This is a genomic window from Nostocoides sp. (assembly GCF_037045025.1).
In the GTDB taxonomy this organism is placed as follows: Bacteria; Actinomycetota; Actinomycetes; order Actinomycetales; family Dermatophilaceae; genus Nostocoides_A.
In genome coordinates this window covers 521,796-535,530 of the sequence record NZ_JBAOHM010000007.1, presented here as the reverse complement: position 1 = coordinate 535,530, position 13,735 = coordinate 521,796, and the positions used below count along the sequence as shown (strand labels likewise).

The window sequence follows — 13,735 nt, the reverse complement described above, 5'->3', positions numbered from 1 at the left end:
TCAGCCGCCCACCTTCGGCCGGCGCACGGTCATCCAGATGCTCACCACGAGGTAGTAGCCGACATAGAGCAGCGACACGGCGACCAGCAGCGGCGACGGGTCGGGCAGGCCGGCAGTGATCGCGGCATACAGGATCAGCCAAAGCGTCGCGAGCGTCATGTTGGCGCGCCACAAAAAGGCCGTGCGGCTCGGGTAGATGTACTTGATCGGCACGAAGACCAACACGGCGAGCGCGATCACGATCCCCGAGGTGAGCGCCGGTGACAGCGACCCGACGACGGCATAAAAGGCGAGGATGTTCCAGTAGCTCGGGAAGCCGAGGAAGAAGTGGTCCTCGGTCTTGGCGTCGGTGCGACAGAACTGATAGCACGACGCCAGGACCGGGATCGCCGCCACAACTCCGCCGAGCAGGCCGCCCGGGAGGTAGCCGGTCGCCCAGAGCAGCACCATCGGGGCGAAGGCATAGGTGATGAAGTCGACGATATTGTCCAGCAGCGCCCCGTCGAACCACGGCAGCACGTGCTTGACGTCGAAGCGGCGGGCGAGGAAGCCGTCGGTGCCGTCGATGACCATCGCGATCAGAAACAGCCAGAGCACATCGCGGGTGCGGCCCTGATAGGACCAGTTCACCATCATGAGCGCGAGCACGGCGCCGACCGCGGTATAGCCGTGCACGAGCAGCGCGGGAATGCGCGCTTCTAGTCCGGCAACGGTCACCTGCGTCACCCTAGGGGTTCATGCGCCGTATGGTGAGCCCGTGTCCGTTCTCGACGCACTTCTCGTCATCCTCGCCGGGGTCGGAGCGGGCACGATCAACGCGATCGTCGGGTCGGGGTCATTGATCACCTTCCCCGCCCTGCTCGTCCTTGGGTATCCCGCCGTGACCGCCAATGTGTCCAACAACATTGGGATGGTCGCCGGGGGCCTGACCGCGTCCTTCGGCTACCGGCGCGAATTGGCCGGACACGGCCGGCAGTTGCGGCGCCTCGTGCCCGTCTCGATGCTCGGCTCGACGATCGGGGCGGTGCTTCTGCTCGTGCTGCCCGCCAAGGCGTTCTCGGCGATCGTGCCGGTGCTCATTCTCTTTGGGCTGCTCATGGTCGTCTTCGGTGGCCGGATCCAGGCGTGGGCCCGCGCGCGCCACCACGACGAGGCCGCCGGTCCGGGCTGGCAGTACCCCGCCCTGCTCGCGGGCATTCTGATCGCCGGGATGTATGGCGGCTACTTCGGGGCCGCCCAGGGGGTCATCCTGATGGGCCTGCTCAGCACCCTGGCCCACGGGGACCTGCAGACTCTCAACGGCTACAAGAACGTCCTGGCGACCACGGCGAACTCCCTTGCCGCCGTGGTCTTTATCGTCTTTGCGCGGGAGCACATCAACTGGTGGGTCGTGCTGTGGATTGCGGTTGGCACCTTCGCCGGCGGGTTGATCGGGGCCAGCGTGGGACGCCGCCTGCCGGCACCGGCGCTGCGCGCGATCATCATCGCCGTCGGCATCGCGGGCATCGTGAAGATCGTGTGGTTCCCGTGACGTGAGCGCCTGACCGTGCCGATCGAGATCACCGCCGTCGACGACCCGGCGCTGGGCGACTACGTCGGCCTGACCGATGTTGCCCTGCGCCGCCGGGCCGAGCCCGCCGGGGGGCTGTTCATCGCCGAGTCGGAGAAGGTCATCCGCCGAGCCCTGGCCGCCGGATACCGTCCCCGGTCCTATCTGATGGCCCGGCGCTGGCTGGCCGACCTCGCCGACCTCGTGGCCGCGGCGGAGGCGGACGGCATACCCGTGTATGTCAGTGACCCGCCGGTCCTGGAGGAGCTGACCGGCTTCCACCTGCATCGCGGTGCGCTCGCCGCGATGCATCGTCTGCCGCTCCCACCGCTCGCCGACGTGCTCGCCGGCGCGCGGCGGGTCGTGGTCCTGGAGGACATTGTCGACCACACCAATGTGGGGGCGATCTTCCGCTCGGCCGCGGCCTTGTCGGTCGATGCCGTGCTCGTCACGCCGCGCTGCGCCGACCCGCTCTATCGGCGCGCGATCCGGGTCTCGATGGGCACCGTCTTCCAGGTGCCGTGGACGCGGATCGAGCCCTGGCCGGGCGGGTTGGCGACCCTGCGCGGACTCGGTTTCACGACGGCGGCGCTGGCGCTGGCGCCCCAGGCGGTGGCCCTGGATGCGTTGGCCGCAAACGCGCCGGAGCGGCTGGCGGTGTTGCTCGGCACCGAGGGGGATGGTCTTGCCCGCCGCACCCTGGACGGGGTGGACGTCCTTGTCCGCATCCCGATGGCCGGCGGCGTCGATTCGCTCAACGTCGCCGCGGCCGCCGCAGTGGCCGCGTGGGCGTTGCGGGCGCCGTGATCAGCCCACCAGCCGGGCGGCCGGAGGCGATCCGGGACCACGGCGGGCGGCGGCATTGCCCCGGGCGATCAGGACCAGCCCGATGCCGATCAGCACCAGCGCGCCGAGGACGAGCAGGCCGGCCCGGGCCAATCCCGGGCGCGGCGCGCTCGATGCCCACCGTTCGTGGAGCAGTGGCTGCGCCGCCGTGAGCGCCAGCGGCTCGACAGCGATGCGCCGCGCCTCGGCATCGAGCGGCGTCAGGGTCTGGCCGGCGAGCATCCAGTGGCCGAGCCCGGCCGGCCCCTCGACGTAGTAGCCGCTGCCGGTGGCTTCCAGCGCAGCGGCCAGGTCGGCGCTCATCGTGAACCGGGCCGGCGAGATCGCGCCGTCCTGCTCCTCGACGGACGCGACGCCCACGCCGGCGCGGCCGGCGCGCAACACCCCCGACCAGTGCTTGAGGGAGCGGATCGGGTCGGCGGCGGCGTCGCCGCGCAGGAAGTCGGTGGTGAACCCGAACGCCTCGTGGACGGTGTCGACGCCGGTGATCTTGCCGATCTGGTCGGCGTCCTTGCCGTCGGGATCGGCGACCACCCACGCCAGCACGTCCTTGGCGAAGACGTCGGCGACCTCCTCGGGGACCGTCGGAGCCGGCAGCGCCGCGTCACCCCGGGGAGCGGCGAGGATGAACAGCGCGGCCAGGACTGCCAGGACGGTCGCGAGCCGGCCGCGCATGTCGCCCACCTTAGGTCGAAACCAGTCGAGAACTGAGTTCCTCCAGTATCCGTGCCGGATCGTCGGTCAGCCCGCCGTGGACAGGTCCCGATTGCACAACGGTGCTGCGGGGGGCGGCCAGCCAGCCGAACCGTTTGCCGAGCGAGGGCAGGTCCGGGCCGCCGCGGGAGGTGAGCCCGCGGCATACGGCATCCACGGCGGCGAGTGCGCGTTCGACGGCGTCGATGTCGAGGTCGGGGGCGAATCGCGCCAGCCGGTCGCGATCGACGTCGACGGCGGTGGCGAGAAAGTCGGCCTGCTGGGCATAGACGACCACACCGACGTTGACGAACTCCTCGCGGTCGACCTTGGGGACGCAACGCAGCACGATGTATTGATAGGGGATCATGCCTGCCCGCCTCCCGGCAGCCACGCGCCCGGCCGCTGGATCCGGGCAAGCAGATGCTCCCGGTATGCCGCGCGCAGCGCCGCGGGATCGGCGAGCCACTCGGTGGGCTCGAGCCAGTCGTCGGGGATCGCGTCGAGGACGTCGTCGACCAGCTCGGGCAGCCGCGGGGCGAGGCGCTCGTGGGCGGCATCGAGGGGCGCGGCGATGCCGGCCAGGACGTGACCGGTCGGGTCGAACGGCTGGGCGGCGAACCGCTCCGGGTCGGGGGGTCTGCGGGGCCAGGAGTGGTGGAAATAGAGGGCGGCGCCGTGGTCGATCGTCCAGGTCCGGCCGTGCCAGACCAGCAGGTTGGGGTTGTGCCACGTCCGGTCGACGTTGGCGGTGAAGGCGTCCAGCCAGAGGATGTCGGCGGCCTCGCTGGCCGGGGGCGGGGTGTTGCCGTCGTAGCCGAAGGACCCGGGCAGGTAGTCGACGCCGAGGTTGCGGCCCAGGCTGGCGGTCAGCAGGTCTTGCACTTCCTCGTCGGCCTCGTGCGTGGCGATCGGTTCGGGCAGGTCGATGACGACCAGTCGGGGGCTGCGGATGGCGAGGGCCCGGGCGAGTTCACCGACGATGACCTCGGCGACCAGGACCTTCAGGCCCTGGCCGGCGCCGCGGAATTTGACGACATAGGTGCCCAAGTCGTCGGCCTCGACGATCCCGGGGAGGGAGCCGCCCTCCCGCAGCGGGGTGACATAGCGCGTGGCGCCGACCTGGTCGAGCACGTGACCCACCCTAGGGGGCATGCTTGCGCACCGAGACCGCGGTGACATCGAGGTCCATGACGGCGCGCAGGGCGGCGACCGGCGCGGCCAGTTCGGCCACGCGGGGCTTGCGGGTCCCGGCGAAGTAGGCGACCTCCAGGATGCGGCGCCGCCCGGTTCCGGCCAGCCGCCAGTGCCCGCTGAGTCGTCCGTCGAGCAGGAGCGGCGCCAGCAGCAGCCCGTTCTCCTGCTGCCACAGGATGCGATAGTGCGCGGCGTCGACGAAGCGTTCGCGGGCGGGCGGGTCGAAGCCGCACAGCAGGGCGTCGAACTCCGGGAGCAGGCGCACGCCCGGCAGCTCGATCGGCGCGGGGCCGCCGGGCAGGTCCCAATAGGTGCGGCCGTCCGGGCCTTCGTGGGCGGTCAGCTCGTTGGCGGCGCGGTCGAGGGCCGCGTCGACCAGCCGCAGGCCGAGGCCGGAGAACCAGGCGATGTCCTGCCGGCTCGATGGTCCGTATGCCGTCAGGTGCCGCCGCACCAGCGCGTCCGTTGCTGCGTCGGCGTCGGCGAGCAGGACCGCTCGGCGGCTGGTGTCGTCTGGCCCGAGAAGTGTTGTCGCCGTGTGATATCCGGGCGACCCCTGGCCGGACCACGGCCCGGTGAGGGGTCGCCGGATCAGCCCGCCGTGGCCGAACGCGAAATACCGGCCGGCGCTGTTGTCCAGCCGCGGCGTGGCGTCGGGGTCGTGCTCGGCGATCCACGCGCGCAGGTGGTCGGCCAGTTCCGCGGGCGTGCGCCAGGTGTCCGCGGCATAGGCCTCGATGGCCGACCAGACCTCCTCCATCCTGGCGTCGGCCAGCCGGAGGGTGCGGGCCCACAGCGCCCGCTGCCCCAGCCGGGTGGCCGCGTCCAGCACCGCATGGTCTGGGCCGGTCGAGGTGTGCACGGTGCCGCGCAGGTTGCTTCCGCGGACGACGCCCAGCTGCTCGTATGCCGCGCTCACCTGCTCGTGGGTGACCCCGGGCAGACGGGCGGCGAGCCCGAGGAAGGGGGAGCGGGCCGTCTGGGCCTGGATCGGTCCGACGGCGCCGACCACGCGCACGACATCTGCCGCGTCGGGCCCAGGACGCTGTTGGCCGGCTGCCCCGGACCCGGACACGGCGGTTTCCGAGGACGCGGACACGGCGGTCTCGGACCCCGCGGAGGCGACCGAAGCGGGGAACTGGCGGGCCAGCGTGCGCGCGGCCAAGTCGGCCCAGGTGAGCGGCATACCGGCAAGGCTAGTTGCGCGGCCCAATCAGCGACCGGGGCAGCGGCGTCGGCGGGAGCGACGCCTCCGGTGAGCTCTCGTTGAGCCCCGATCAGCCGGAGACGGCCTCGTCGAGCTTGACCAGGGTGTCCTCGAGCTGGGCCTCAGTGACAAGCGGGAACTTGACCTTGGCGAGCAGGTCCTTGTCGGTGACCTTCGACCAGTCGTAGGTGTGCCGCACCAGCGTGCTGTCCGGGCCTTGGGCCGCCAGCTCCCAGACCCACTCCCAGCCGGGCGGCTGGGTGCCGGCCGGCGCGGTCTGCCAGGCGAGCAGGGCGTTCTCGGCGTAGCCGGTGACGTGGTTGTCGGTCTGGTATTCGCCGCCCATGTGATCGCCCTCCATGTTCATCGTGAACACATCGCCGACGGCCTTGATCCGCTGGGCGCCCTGATCGGAGCGGATGAAGCCGGAGCCGTCGAGTTCGAGGTGGCGCTGGGGGTTGCTGAGCACGTCGAAGATGTCCGCGGTGCTCGCCGGGATGAGCCGTTCAACGGTGACCTTGGTGTCGTCCATGTCTCGACGATACGAGGATCGGCGAGGCGGAGTGGCCGTTAGTCACCCCACAAAGTTCTCCGCTCCTTCGTCGCTCCGATAATTTGCGGGGACCCCGACCATAACCAGACAGACCCCAGCGGCTGGCGGATGGCCCCTGCTCACGCATAGGCGCCGGCCTGGATCGCGTAGAGCTCGGCATACGGGCCGCGGGCGGCGATCAGCTCGGCGTGGCTGCCGACCTCGGCGACGCGGGTGCCGTCCAAGACGACGATCAGGTCGGCCATCCGGACAGTCGAGAAGCGGTGGGACACCAAGACCGTGACCCGCCCGTTGTCGGCGGCCCGGCGGGCGCCCGCGGCGAACTGCTCGAAGAGCGCATGCTCGGTCTCGGCGTCGAGGCCGGCGGTGGGTTCGTCGAGCATGAGCAGCAGCGGCTCGGGCCGCATGTAGCCGCGGGCGAGGGCCAGCTTTTGCCACTGGCCGAAGCTGACGTCGACCCCGTCGTCCCAGGAGGCGCCGAGTTGGGTGTCGAGTCCGGCGGCGAGCTGGTCGATGACCTGGTCGGCGCCGGCGCGGTCGAGGGCCGCCTGGACCGCGGGGCGATCCCGGCTGCGGGGGAGGTCCCCGACGCCGACGGTGGTCTGAGCGAGGAACTCCAAGCGGGCGAAATCCTGGAAGGCGCCGCTGATCCGGGAGCGCCACTGCTGGATGTCGATCCGGGCGATGTCGGTGCCGTCGGCGGTGATCTCGCCGGCGTTCGGCTCATACATGCGGGCGAGCAGTTTGACCAGGGTGGACTTGCCGGCCCCGTTTTCGCCGACGACGGCAACGACGCTGCCGGCGGGCAGGTGCAGGTCGATGTCCTCCAGGACGCGCCGGCTGCTGCCGGGATAGGTGAACGAGACGCCGCGAAGCCGGATGCCGTCGCTGAGCCGCTCGGGCGCGGGGGAGTCGGCGGCCTGATCCGCGCGGGCGGCCAGGCTCTAGCTCTAGCCAGGCCAGGCGCTGGGCCGAGTCGAGCCAGATCCCGCGCAGGAAGCCGAGTTCACCGACCGCCGACCCGACGTATGCCGTCAACCGGCTCCCCGCGGTCAACACCAGGACGACCACGCCGGCGCTCGCCCCCGGCCGGCCGGCGACCCAGGCGACGGCAGCGACGAAGGTGGCCCCGAAGAGGGCCCATGCCACGCCGAGCCACACCGCGGTGGCCAGGCTCGCCTGGCGCAGGGGGGAAAACCACCTGCCCCAGGCCGCGCGTCGCCGGCCGCTCACATCGTCCTGGTTGCCGGTGACCCGGATCTCCTTGCCCGGGGAAGGGCTGGTCGCGAGCAGGAAGAGGTGGCGACCGAGACGGGCGAACGGCGCCACCGATTCCTCGGCCGCCTTCTCGACCTTGGGCCGCCAGGTGGCGACCGCCAGGAGCGGCAGCGCGGCGGGCAGCAGGAGCAGCAGCCCGGGGTGGATGGTGGCGAGCAAGACGGCGACGAACGCCAGGCGAAGGCTCCAGCCGAGCATCGTGAACATCGAACCGAAGAGGTGATCGAGCGCGAAGACACCGGTGCGCAAGACGGCGATCCGGTCGAGATAGCCCGGCCGCTCGTGATGCTCGATGGTCCCGATCCGGGCCTGGAGTGCGGCGACGTGGCCCTGGAAGTAGATGTCGAGCCGGTCACCGAGTCGGCGTTTGGTCCGCCCCAGGGTCACCGATAGCGCCCAGGTGGCGGTCGCCGACGCGGCCAGCCCGCCGGCGCCGATGAGCAATTTGCCGCGGTCGTGAGCGACGAACCCGTCGGTGAGCAGCGCCAGCCAGAGCGCGACGAGCACATCGGGCAGCACCTCCAGCAAGGTCATCGCGAGCGAGGCCACCAACAGCTTGGGCTCGGCGAGATACCCGTGCTTGACGATCCCTACCATCGCGGGGACGGCCTTGGGCAGCGGCTCGAGCTGCTGCTCGGCGGGCGAGGCCAGCGGATCAGAGCGGCTCATAGATGACCTCCTCGCCCTGCTCATTCAGCTCGACGAACCGGCTGGCCTGCAGCTCGTACATCGTCTGATAGCGCCCGCCGCGCGCGATCAGCTCGCCGTGGCTGCCGGTCTCGATCGCCTGCCCGTGCTCGACGACGCAGATCCGGTCCACCTGGCGCACGGTGGAGAAGCGGTGCGAGATGAGAATCGTCGTCGCGGCCTCGGTGGCAGCGAGCAGCCGCCGGAAGATCTCCGCCTCGCCGCGCACGTCGAGCATCGCGGTCGGCTCGTCGAGCAAGACAACGTCGGCGCCGCCGCCGACCGTGGCGATCGCGCGCCCGAGCGCGACGCGCTGCTGCCACTGCCCGCCGGACAGGTCGACGCCGCGCGGATAGCCCTTGGCCAGCGGCGTGTCCAGGCCGGCGAGCCCGTCGGCGCCGGCCTGGGCGAGCGCCTTCTCGATCAGCCGATCAGGGGCGCCGAGCGGGGCGATGTTGTCGCGCAGCGGCAATTCGTAGCGCACGAAGTCCTGGAAGACGGCCGCGAGCCTGGTCCGCCACGCCGGCAGGGGCAGCTCGCGCAGGTCGATTCCGTCGACGCGGATCGACCCCTGCTGTGGATCGTAGAGCCGGCACAGCAGCTTGGCGATCGTCGTCTTGCCGGCGCCATTGGTACCGACGATCGCCAGGCTGCTCCCCCGCCGGGATCGTCAGGTCGAACCCGCGCAGGATGGGGCGCTCGGTCCCGGGGTAGGTGAACCCCACCTGGTCGAACACGATCTCTGGGTCGACGCCACATCGAGCGTCCCCGGATGCCGCCCGACGCGGTCGGGCTCCGCTCGGCTCACCGAGTGGGGTGCCCCCGTGGCCAGCACCGTGGGTCCCCGTCAGCACGTGCGGATCGCGGGCCGTGGGGGCTGGCGGCTCGACCGGGGGAGCTGGCGCGACCGGGCCAAGCGCACCTGCGGGTCGCATCGCGGGCTCGAGCGCCTCGATGGCGAGGACCGGAGCGGACGCGACGTCCATCGCCCAGCTCAACCCGCCGAAAGCGATCATGCTGGCGCCGAAGGCGGCCCCGGCATAGGTGATCAGCTGTTGGACCCCAATGGCCCCGGAGTCGGCGCTGCGGGCGAGCATCCACATCAGGAATGCATTGGCGCACAGCACGATTGCCAAGGCGCCGGCGAGCGACCGCTCGCGCAGGCGGGTGGCGGCATACTGCAGCTCGTGCATCCGCAGCCGGTTGGTGGTGAGCCGCTCCAGCAGCCAGTCGGCCAGGTCGAAGAGGCGCACCTCCTTGGCGGCGGCGGGCTCGGTGGCCAGGCCATAGGCATAGTCGGTGTGCCGGCGGGCGATCTTGACCTCGTGGGTGTTGCGGTCGCGCCACACGCCGCTCTCGCGCAGCAGCCAATGGGTCGAGCCCCACGCGGCGAGCAGGAGCAGCGGCGCCCACCACGCGTAACCGGCGAGCACCAGCGCAGAGGCGATCCCGCCGAGCAGCGTGACCAGGCCGGCGGCGATGAAGTCGATGTTGAGAAACATCGGCGGGCCGCTCATGCCGAGGTCAAAGTGGCGGGCGGTCGTCAGGTCGTTGGTCAGGTCACCGCGCTCCAGGTGACCGATGCCGGCCGGCGTCAAGGTCGCCGTCATTAGCCGTTCGTTGAGCTCGGAACTCAACCGGTGCCCGACGAGCGTCCCGATGACCTGGTGCAGCGGAGGTGCGACCTGGGCGGCGACGAACACGATGCCGAATGCAGTCAGCGGCCCGCTCACCTCCGACCGGTCGGCCACGGCCCCGACGAGCCAGCCGGTCGTGACTGCCAGCCCGGGCGCGACCAGCGCCCGCAGGGCGAGCAGCACCCACCACACGGCCGCCAGCCCGGGGACGGCGCGCGTCATCGTCACGAAGAAGCGCCACGCGGGGCGCTCGGAGATGCCGCGGAGAGTCACGGAAAGGAACCTAGATCACGGGTCCGACAGCCCGCTTGGACAAATCGGAACCCGTCAGCGGCGCGCGGGCAGCACCCCGGTGGTCGTCAGCAGATAGGCGAGGTCGTCGGCGACGACGCGGGCATATTGGATCGACAAATGCAGATAGTCGGTCTTCATCCCGGTGTCGCCGACCGCGGAGAACATCGGACAGTGGCCGTCCGCGCACCACCAGTGCGTCGTGTCGATGATCGTCGCGCCGGTGATCGTGCGCTCGGCCTTGCGGGCGACCTCCCACCAGCCGGGTATGCCGGTGACGCACCGGCCGGGCGAGCCACCGGGGCGGTAGCAGTCGCGGAAGCCGACGCCGGGCATCGACGGGGTCAGCACGACGACCTGGTCGACGTAGGGGGCGACCGAGTCGACGAAATCCTGCCCCGCGGCGGCCCACTCCTTGCCGGCAGCGGCGCCCTTGGCCCCGGAGAGCAGACGCAGCGACCAGGCGTAGTTCTCGGTGAGGACCAGGACCTTGGGCCGGACCTTCTTGACATAGCGGATGGTCATCAGCCGGTGGTTCGTGCACGGGATGGCCCAGTCGGGCTTGCCGAAGTCCGCCTTGGCGCCATTGGCGGCGCAGGCGAGCTTGGTCAGACCACGCACCTTGTAGGTCTTGCCGTAGGCCTCGACGAACGCGGGGAGCACGGCGAGGGCGAGCGAGTCGCCATACACAATGATCTCGGGTCCGCTGCTCCGGTGGAAGGTGCACGACGCCGGATTGGTCGCGTCGGTGGCCACGCAGGCGGCGTATGCCGGGCCCTGCGCCGTCTGGTCCCACCTGTCCGGCTGGGGGTTGAGGTCACCGGGCCAGGCGCCGGAGGCGAGCGCGGTGAGCAGTCCGTTGCGGAGCCGGGAACCGGTCGAGCCCAACGGGATTTCTGTGTATCCGGGACGTGGTGGTGGTGTTGTCGGCCGCTTGGTCGGTGGGAGGGCGCTCGCGTGGGGCGGCGACAGCGTGCTGGTTGTCGCCGTGACCTGCGGCGGCGGGGTGGTCGAGCTGGCCGCGGATGATGGCGGCGGCGCCGCGATCACCGGTGCCGGTATGGCCGCCTGAATGATCAGGGAGCCGGCCGCGGCCAGCGCCACCAAGGCGGCGGCCGAGGCAACGATGCCGGTGCGCTGCGTGCGCCACCACGTCGACCAGGACCGGTGCGATCGCCGCCGCGGGGCTTCCAGGATGGGGCGTTCGAGGAGGTAGTGGCTGACCGCGGCGAGGGCGAGGGTTCCGGTGACGGTGAGCAGCCGCAGTTCCAGCGAGCCGGGAGTGAGGTAGGCGCCAAGGAGGACCAGGAGGGGCAGGTGCCACAGGTAGAGGCCATAGGAGATATCCCCCAGCCACCGGCTGACCGGATTGGTGAGCACCGCCGGGCCACCGCCCGGTGTCCCGATCCCGGCACCGAGCACCAATCCAGCGCCGAGGACTGCAGGAAGGACGGCGGGGACGGGGATACCGGCCTGCGGGCGCACCCAGACGGCGCCGGCGACGATGCTGGCCAGGCCGAGCCAGGCCAGCGCGAGCCGGGCCCTCGGGCCGAGGCGGACCACTCGCGCTGGGATCAGCGCGAGCAGGGCGCCGAGCGCGATCTCCCAGGCTCGGGTCAGCGAGGAGAAGTATGCCGTGGCCGGCTGCGCGGTCTGCTGCGCGAGCGACCAGCCCACCGAGGCGATCAGCACCGTGGCGAGCACCACCGTCAGCCGCCGGCGCGGCAGCGGCCCGGAGTGGCGGGCCGTGGAACCGGCCAGCACGAGAGCAAACAGCGCCGGCCAGAGGAGATAGAACTGTTCCTCGACGCCGAGCGACCAGTAGTGCTCGAGCGGCGAGCCGGCCTCACCGATGCGGAAGTAGTCGCCGCCGATCGCGGCGAAGCGCCACTTGGCGGCAAAGAGCGCGGCCCACCAGGCATCGACGCGCACGTCCGCGACCCGCTGGGGGGAGAACGCGTGCGGCGCCGCGAGGAGCACCACGCCGATGACGACCAGGGCGAGCGGCAGGATACGGCGCGCCCGGCGGGCATAGAACGTGCGCAGCGAGGTGGCCCCGGTGCCGGCGCGCTCGCGCAGCAGGACACCGGTGATGACGAACCCGGAGATCACGAAGAAGACATCGACCCCCAGGTGCCCGAACGCGGGGCGGCCGGTGACGTGGGCGGCGATGACGAGGATCACGGCTAGCGCCCGCAGGCCCTGGATGTCGGCCCGCCGGGTGCCCGCCGTCACCATCCGCGCATCGCCGTCACGGTCTCGATCGTATCGGCCTCGGCGGCGCTCTTGTCGTCGCGATAGCGCAGCACCCGGGCGAAGCGCAGCGCCATACCGCCCGGATAGCGCGAGGACTTCTGGATGCCGTCGAAGGCGATCTCGACGACCTGCTCGGGTCGGACATGGACGGTGTAGGAGTCGCGGTGGGTCTCCAGTTGCTGGAAGCGCTCGGTCTGCCAGGCGAGCATCGCGTCGGTCATCCCCTTGAACGTCTTGCCGAGCATGACGAAACCGCCCGTGCTCGGGTCACGCGCCCCGAGATGGATATTGGACAGTGTCCCGCGGCGCCGCCCGCTGCCCCATTCGACGGCGAGCACGACCAAATCGAGGGTATGCCGCGGCTTGACCTTGACCCAGCCCCCGCCGCGGCGGCCCGCGGCATACGGGCTCGAGGGGTCTTTGACGATGACTCCCTCGTGCCCGGCGGCCACTTGGTCGGCAAAGAACTCTGCGGCCTGCGCGGCGGTGGCCGTGCGCATCCGGGGGATGCGGGCGGGTTCGGGCACGACCTCGTCGAGCTGCTCGATGCGGCGCTGAAGGGGCAGGTCGAGCAGGTCCTGGCCGTCGAGGTGGAGCAGGTCGAAGAAGCTGGTCGTTAGCGGCGTCTTGGCGCGCAGCTGGGCGGGATCGATCGAGCTGGCGGTGCGCGAACCGGTGACCTGGAAGGGCTGCGGCCGCCCGTCGGCGCGCAGCGCGACCGTCTCCCCATCGAGGACCGCCCGGGCGACGGGCAGGCCGGCCACGAGTTCGACGACCTCGGGCAGCCGCTCGGTGATCTCCTCCAGCGACCGGGTGAACAGCCGCACGTCGGCGCCGTCCTTGTGGGCCTGGATCCGGATGCCGTCGATCTTGCGTTCCAGATAGACGTTGGTGCCGTCCGGGACGGCGGCGGCCACGTCGGGTGCGCTGCCGGCGAGCATGGGGCGCAGCGGCCGGCCGACCTCGAGCGAGATGGCTGCCAGCGCGGCTTGGCCGCCGCTCAGGGCGGCCGCGGCGACCGGCCCGGCGAAGCCCGCGAGCATCACCGCCCGCCGCACCGCCACCTCGGGGACCTGCGCGGCTTGGGCAATCGCGGCGAGCATGACACCGTCCTGCGCGCCCTGCCGAACCCCGCCGAGGATGAGCCCGCGCAGGTAGTGCTGCTCGGCGGCGCTCGCCCGGCCGAGCACCTCCTCGAGGGCCGCTCGCCTGGCCGCGGCCGAGCCGGCGCCGCTCGCGCCAGCCAGCCGGGTGAGCGCCGCGTCGACCTCGGGCACCGTCAGCGTTGCCTGGGCCGCGGGCGGGGGAAGGGCTGCCAAGGTGGCCCAGCCGACGCCGACGCGCCGCTGCGGCAGGGTGTTGGACAGGTATGCCGCAACCGTGGCCACCTCACCCGGCCCCGCCTGGCGCAGCGCCTGCGCGACGAGCGCGATCTTGGCGTTGCGGGCGGGCGTCGCGACCAACTGCTCGGAGGTCGCGAGCACGTCGGCGAGCTGCATACCGGCATTGTGGACCGCCCCAGTGACAACCGGGGCTCCGCG

The 13,735-nt window shown here is 71.5% G+C and carries 13 protein-coding genes; 2 read left to right on the top strand and 11 right to left on the bottom strand.

Translation table 11 applies throughout. From position 1 onward, the window contains the following. The gene (locus V9G19_RS07245; protein WP_462284795.1) at positions 1 to 717 is read right to left on the bottom strand and encodes a CDP-alcohol phosphatidyltransferase family protein; all 717 of its coding nucleotides are present in this window, start codon (positions 715 to 717) and stop codon (positions 1 to 3) included. A 40-nt stretch (positions 718 to 757) separates the two neighbouring features. On the opposite strand from V9G19_RS07245, the gene V9G19_RS07240 reads away from it, so the two are divergent. Together V9G19_RS07240 and V9G19_RS07235 are read left to right on the top strand one after the other, a co-directional pair. Next, positions 758 to 1,531 (top strand): sulfite exporter TauE/SafE family protein, encoded by a 774-nt coding sequence (locus V9G19_RS07240; protein ID WP_462284794.1) that lies wholly within the window; start codon positions 758 to 760, stop codon positions 1,529 to 1,531. Positions 1,532 to 1,546: 15 nt separating this feature from the next. Continuing rightward, a complete protein-coding gene (locus tag V9G19_RS07235) occupies positions 1,547 to 2,356 on the top strand; it encodes a TrmH family RNA methyltransferase (protein WP_462284793.1) in 810 nt (269 codons plus the stop codon). On the opposite strand, the gene V9G19_RS07230 is transcribed toward V9G19_RS07235, so the two are convergent. The 10 genes from V9G19_RS07230 to V9G19_RS07185 form a co-directional block, all read right to left on the bottom strand. Then, positions 2,357 to 3,070 (bottom strand): hypothetical protein, encoded by a 714-nt coding sequence (locus V9G19_RS07230; protein WP_462284792.1) that lies wholly within the window; start codon positions 3,068 to 3,070, stop codon positions 2,357 to 2,359. A 10-nt stretch (positions 3,071 to 3,080) separates the two neighbouring features. Continuing rightward, positions 3,081 to 3,458 (bottom strand): DUF3037 domain-containing protein, encoded by a 378-nt coding sequence (locus V9G19_RS07225; protein WP_462284791.1) that lies wholly within the window; start codon positions 3,456 to 3,458, stop codon positions 3,081 to 3,083. Next, the gene (locus tag V9G19_RS07220) at positions 3,455 to 4,222 is read right to left on the bottom strand and encodes a HipA family kinase (protein ID WP_462284790.1); all 768 of its coding nucleotides are present in this window, start codon (positions 4,220 to 4,222) and stop codon (positions 3,455 to 3,457) included. Before V9G19_RS07220 ends, V9G19_RS07225 begins: the two co-directional genes overlap by 4 nt. Before the next feature lie 10 nt (positions 4,223 to 4,232). Next, positions 4,233 to 5,471, bottom strand: coding sequence for a DNA glycosylase AlkZ-like family protein (locus V9G19_RS07215; RefSeq protein ID WP_462284789.1), 1,239 nt, complete (start codon positions 5,469 to 5,471; stop codon positions 4,233 to 4,235). Between the two features lie 91 nt (positions 5,472 to 5,562). Then, on the bottom strand, positions 5,563 to 6,024 hold the full coding sequence (locus V9G19_RS07210; RefSeq protein WP_462284788.1) for an SRPBCC family protein: 462 nt from the start codon (positions 6,022 to 6,024) through the stop codon (positions 5,563 to 5,565). A gap of 140 nt (positions 6,025 to 6,164) precedes the next feature. Next, complete coding sequence (locus V9G19_RS07205; protein ID WP_462285044.1) at positions 6,165 to 6,854, bottom strand: ATP-binding cassette domain-containing protein; 690 nt, start codon at positions 6,852 to 6,854, stop codon at positions 6,165 to 6,167. Then, positions 6,769 to 7,992 carry a hypothetical protein gene (locus tag V9G19_RS07200; protein WP_462284787.1) on the bottom strand — a complete coding sequence of 408 codons (1,224 nt, stop codon included), beginning with the start codon at positions 7,990 to 7,992 and terminating at the stop codon, positions 6,769 to 6,771. Before V9G19_RS07200 ends, V9G19_RS07205 begins: the two co-directional genes overlap by 86 nt. Further along, positions 7,979 to 8,620: an ATP-binding cassette domain-containing protein gene (locus V9G19_RS07195; protein ID WP_462285043.1), complete on the bottom strand. Its 642-nt coding sequence runs from the start codon at positions 8,618 to 8,620 to the stop codon at positions 7,979 to 7,981. Before V9G19_RS07195 ends, V9G19_RS07200 begins: the two co-directional genes overlap by 14 nt. Before the next feature lie 1,354 nt (positions 8,621 to 9,974). Then, positions 9,975 to 12,176: an acyltransferase family protein gene (locus V9G19_RS07190; RefSeq protein WP_462284786.1), complete on the bottom strand. Its 2,202-nt coding sequence runs from the start codon at positions 12,174 to 12,176 to the stop codon at positions 9,975 to 9,977. After that, a complete protein-coding gene (locus V9G19_RS07185) occupies positions 12,170 to 13,693 on the bottom strand; it encodes an ATP-dependent DNA ligase (RefSeq protein ID WP_462284785.1) in 1,524 nt (507 codons plus the stop codon). The genes V9G19_RS07190 and V9G19_RS07185 overlap by 7 nt, the downstream gene beginning before the upstream one ends. Between the last annotated feature and the right edge of the window lie 42 nt (positions 13,694 to 13,735).

Excerpts from the sequence above, each read along its gene's own strand:
- V9G19_RS07210 (WP_462284788.1), bottom strand. The coding sequence starts at position 6,024 with ATGGACGACACCAAGGTCACCGTTGAACGGCTCATCCCGGCGAGCACC.
- V9G19_RS07185 (WP_462284785.1), bottom strand. The coding sequence starts at position 13,693 with ATGCAGCTCGCCGACGTGCTCGCGACCTCCGAGCAGTTGGTCGCGACG.
- V9G19_RS07190 (WP_462284786.1), bottom strand. The coding sequence starts at position 12,176 with ATGGTGACGGCGGGCACCCGGCGGGCCGACATCCAGGGCCTGCGGGCG.
- V9G19_RS07225 (WP_462284791.1), bottom strand. The coding sequence starts at position 3,458 with ATGATCCCCTATCAATACATCGTGCTGCGTTGCGTCCCCAAGGTCGAC.
- V9G19_RS07215 (WP_462284789.1), bottom strand. The coding sequence starts at position 5,471 with ATGCCGCTCACCTGGGCCGACTTGGCCGCGCGCACGCTGGCCCGCCAG.
- V9G19_RS07200 (WP_462284787.1), bottom strand. The coding sequence starts at position 7,992 with ATGAGCCGCTCTGATCCGCTGGCCTCGCCCGCCGAGCAGCAGCTCGAG.
- V9G19_RS07230 (WP_462284792.1), bottom strand. The coding sequence starts at position 3,070 with ATGCGCGGCCGGCTCGCGACCGTCCTGGCAGTCCTGGCCGCGCTGTTC.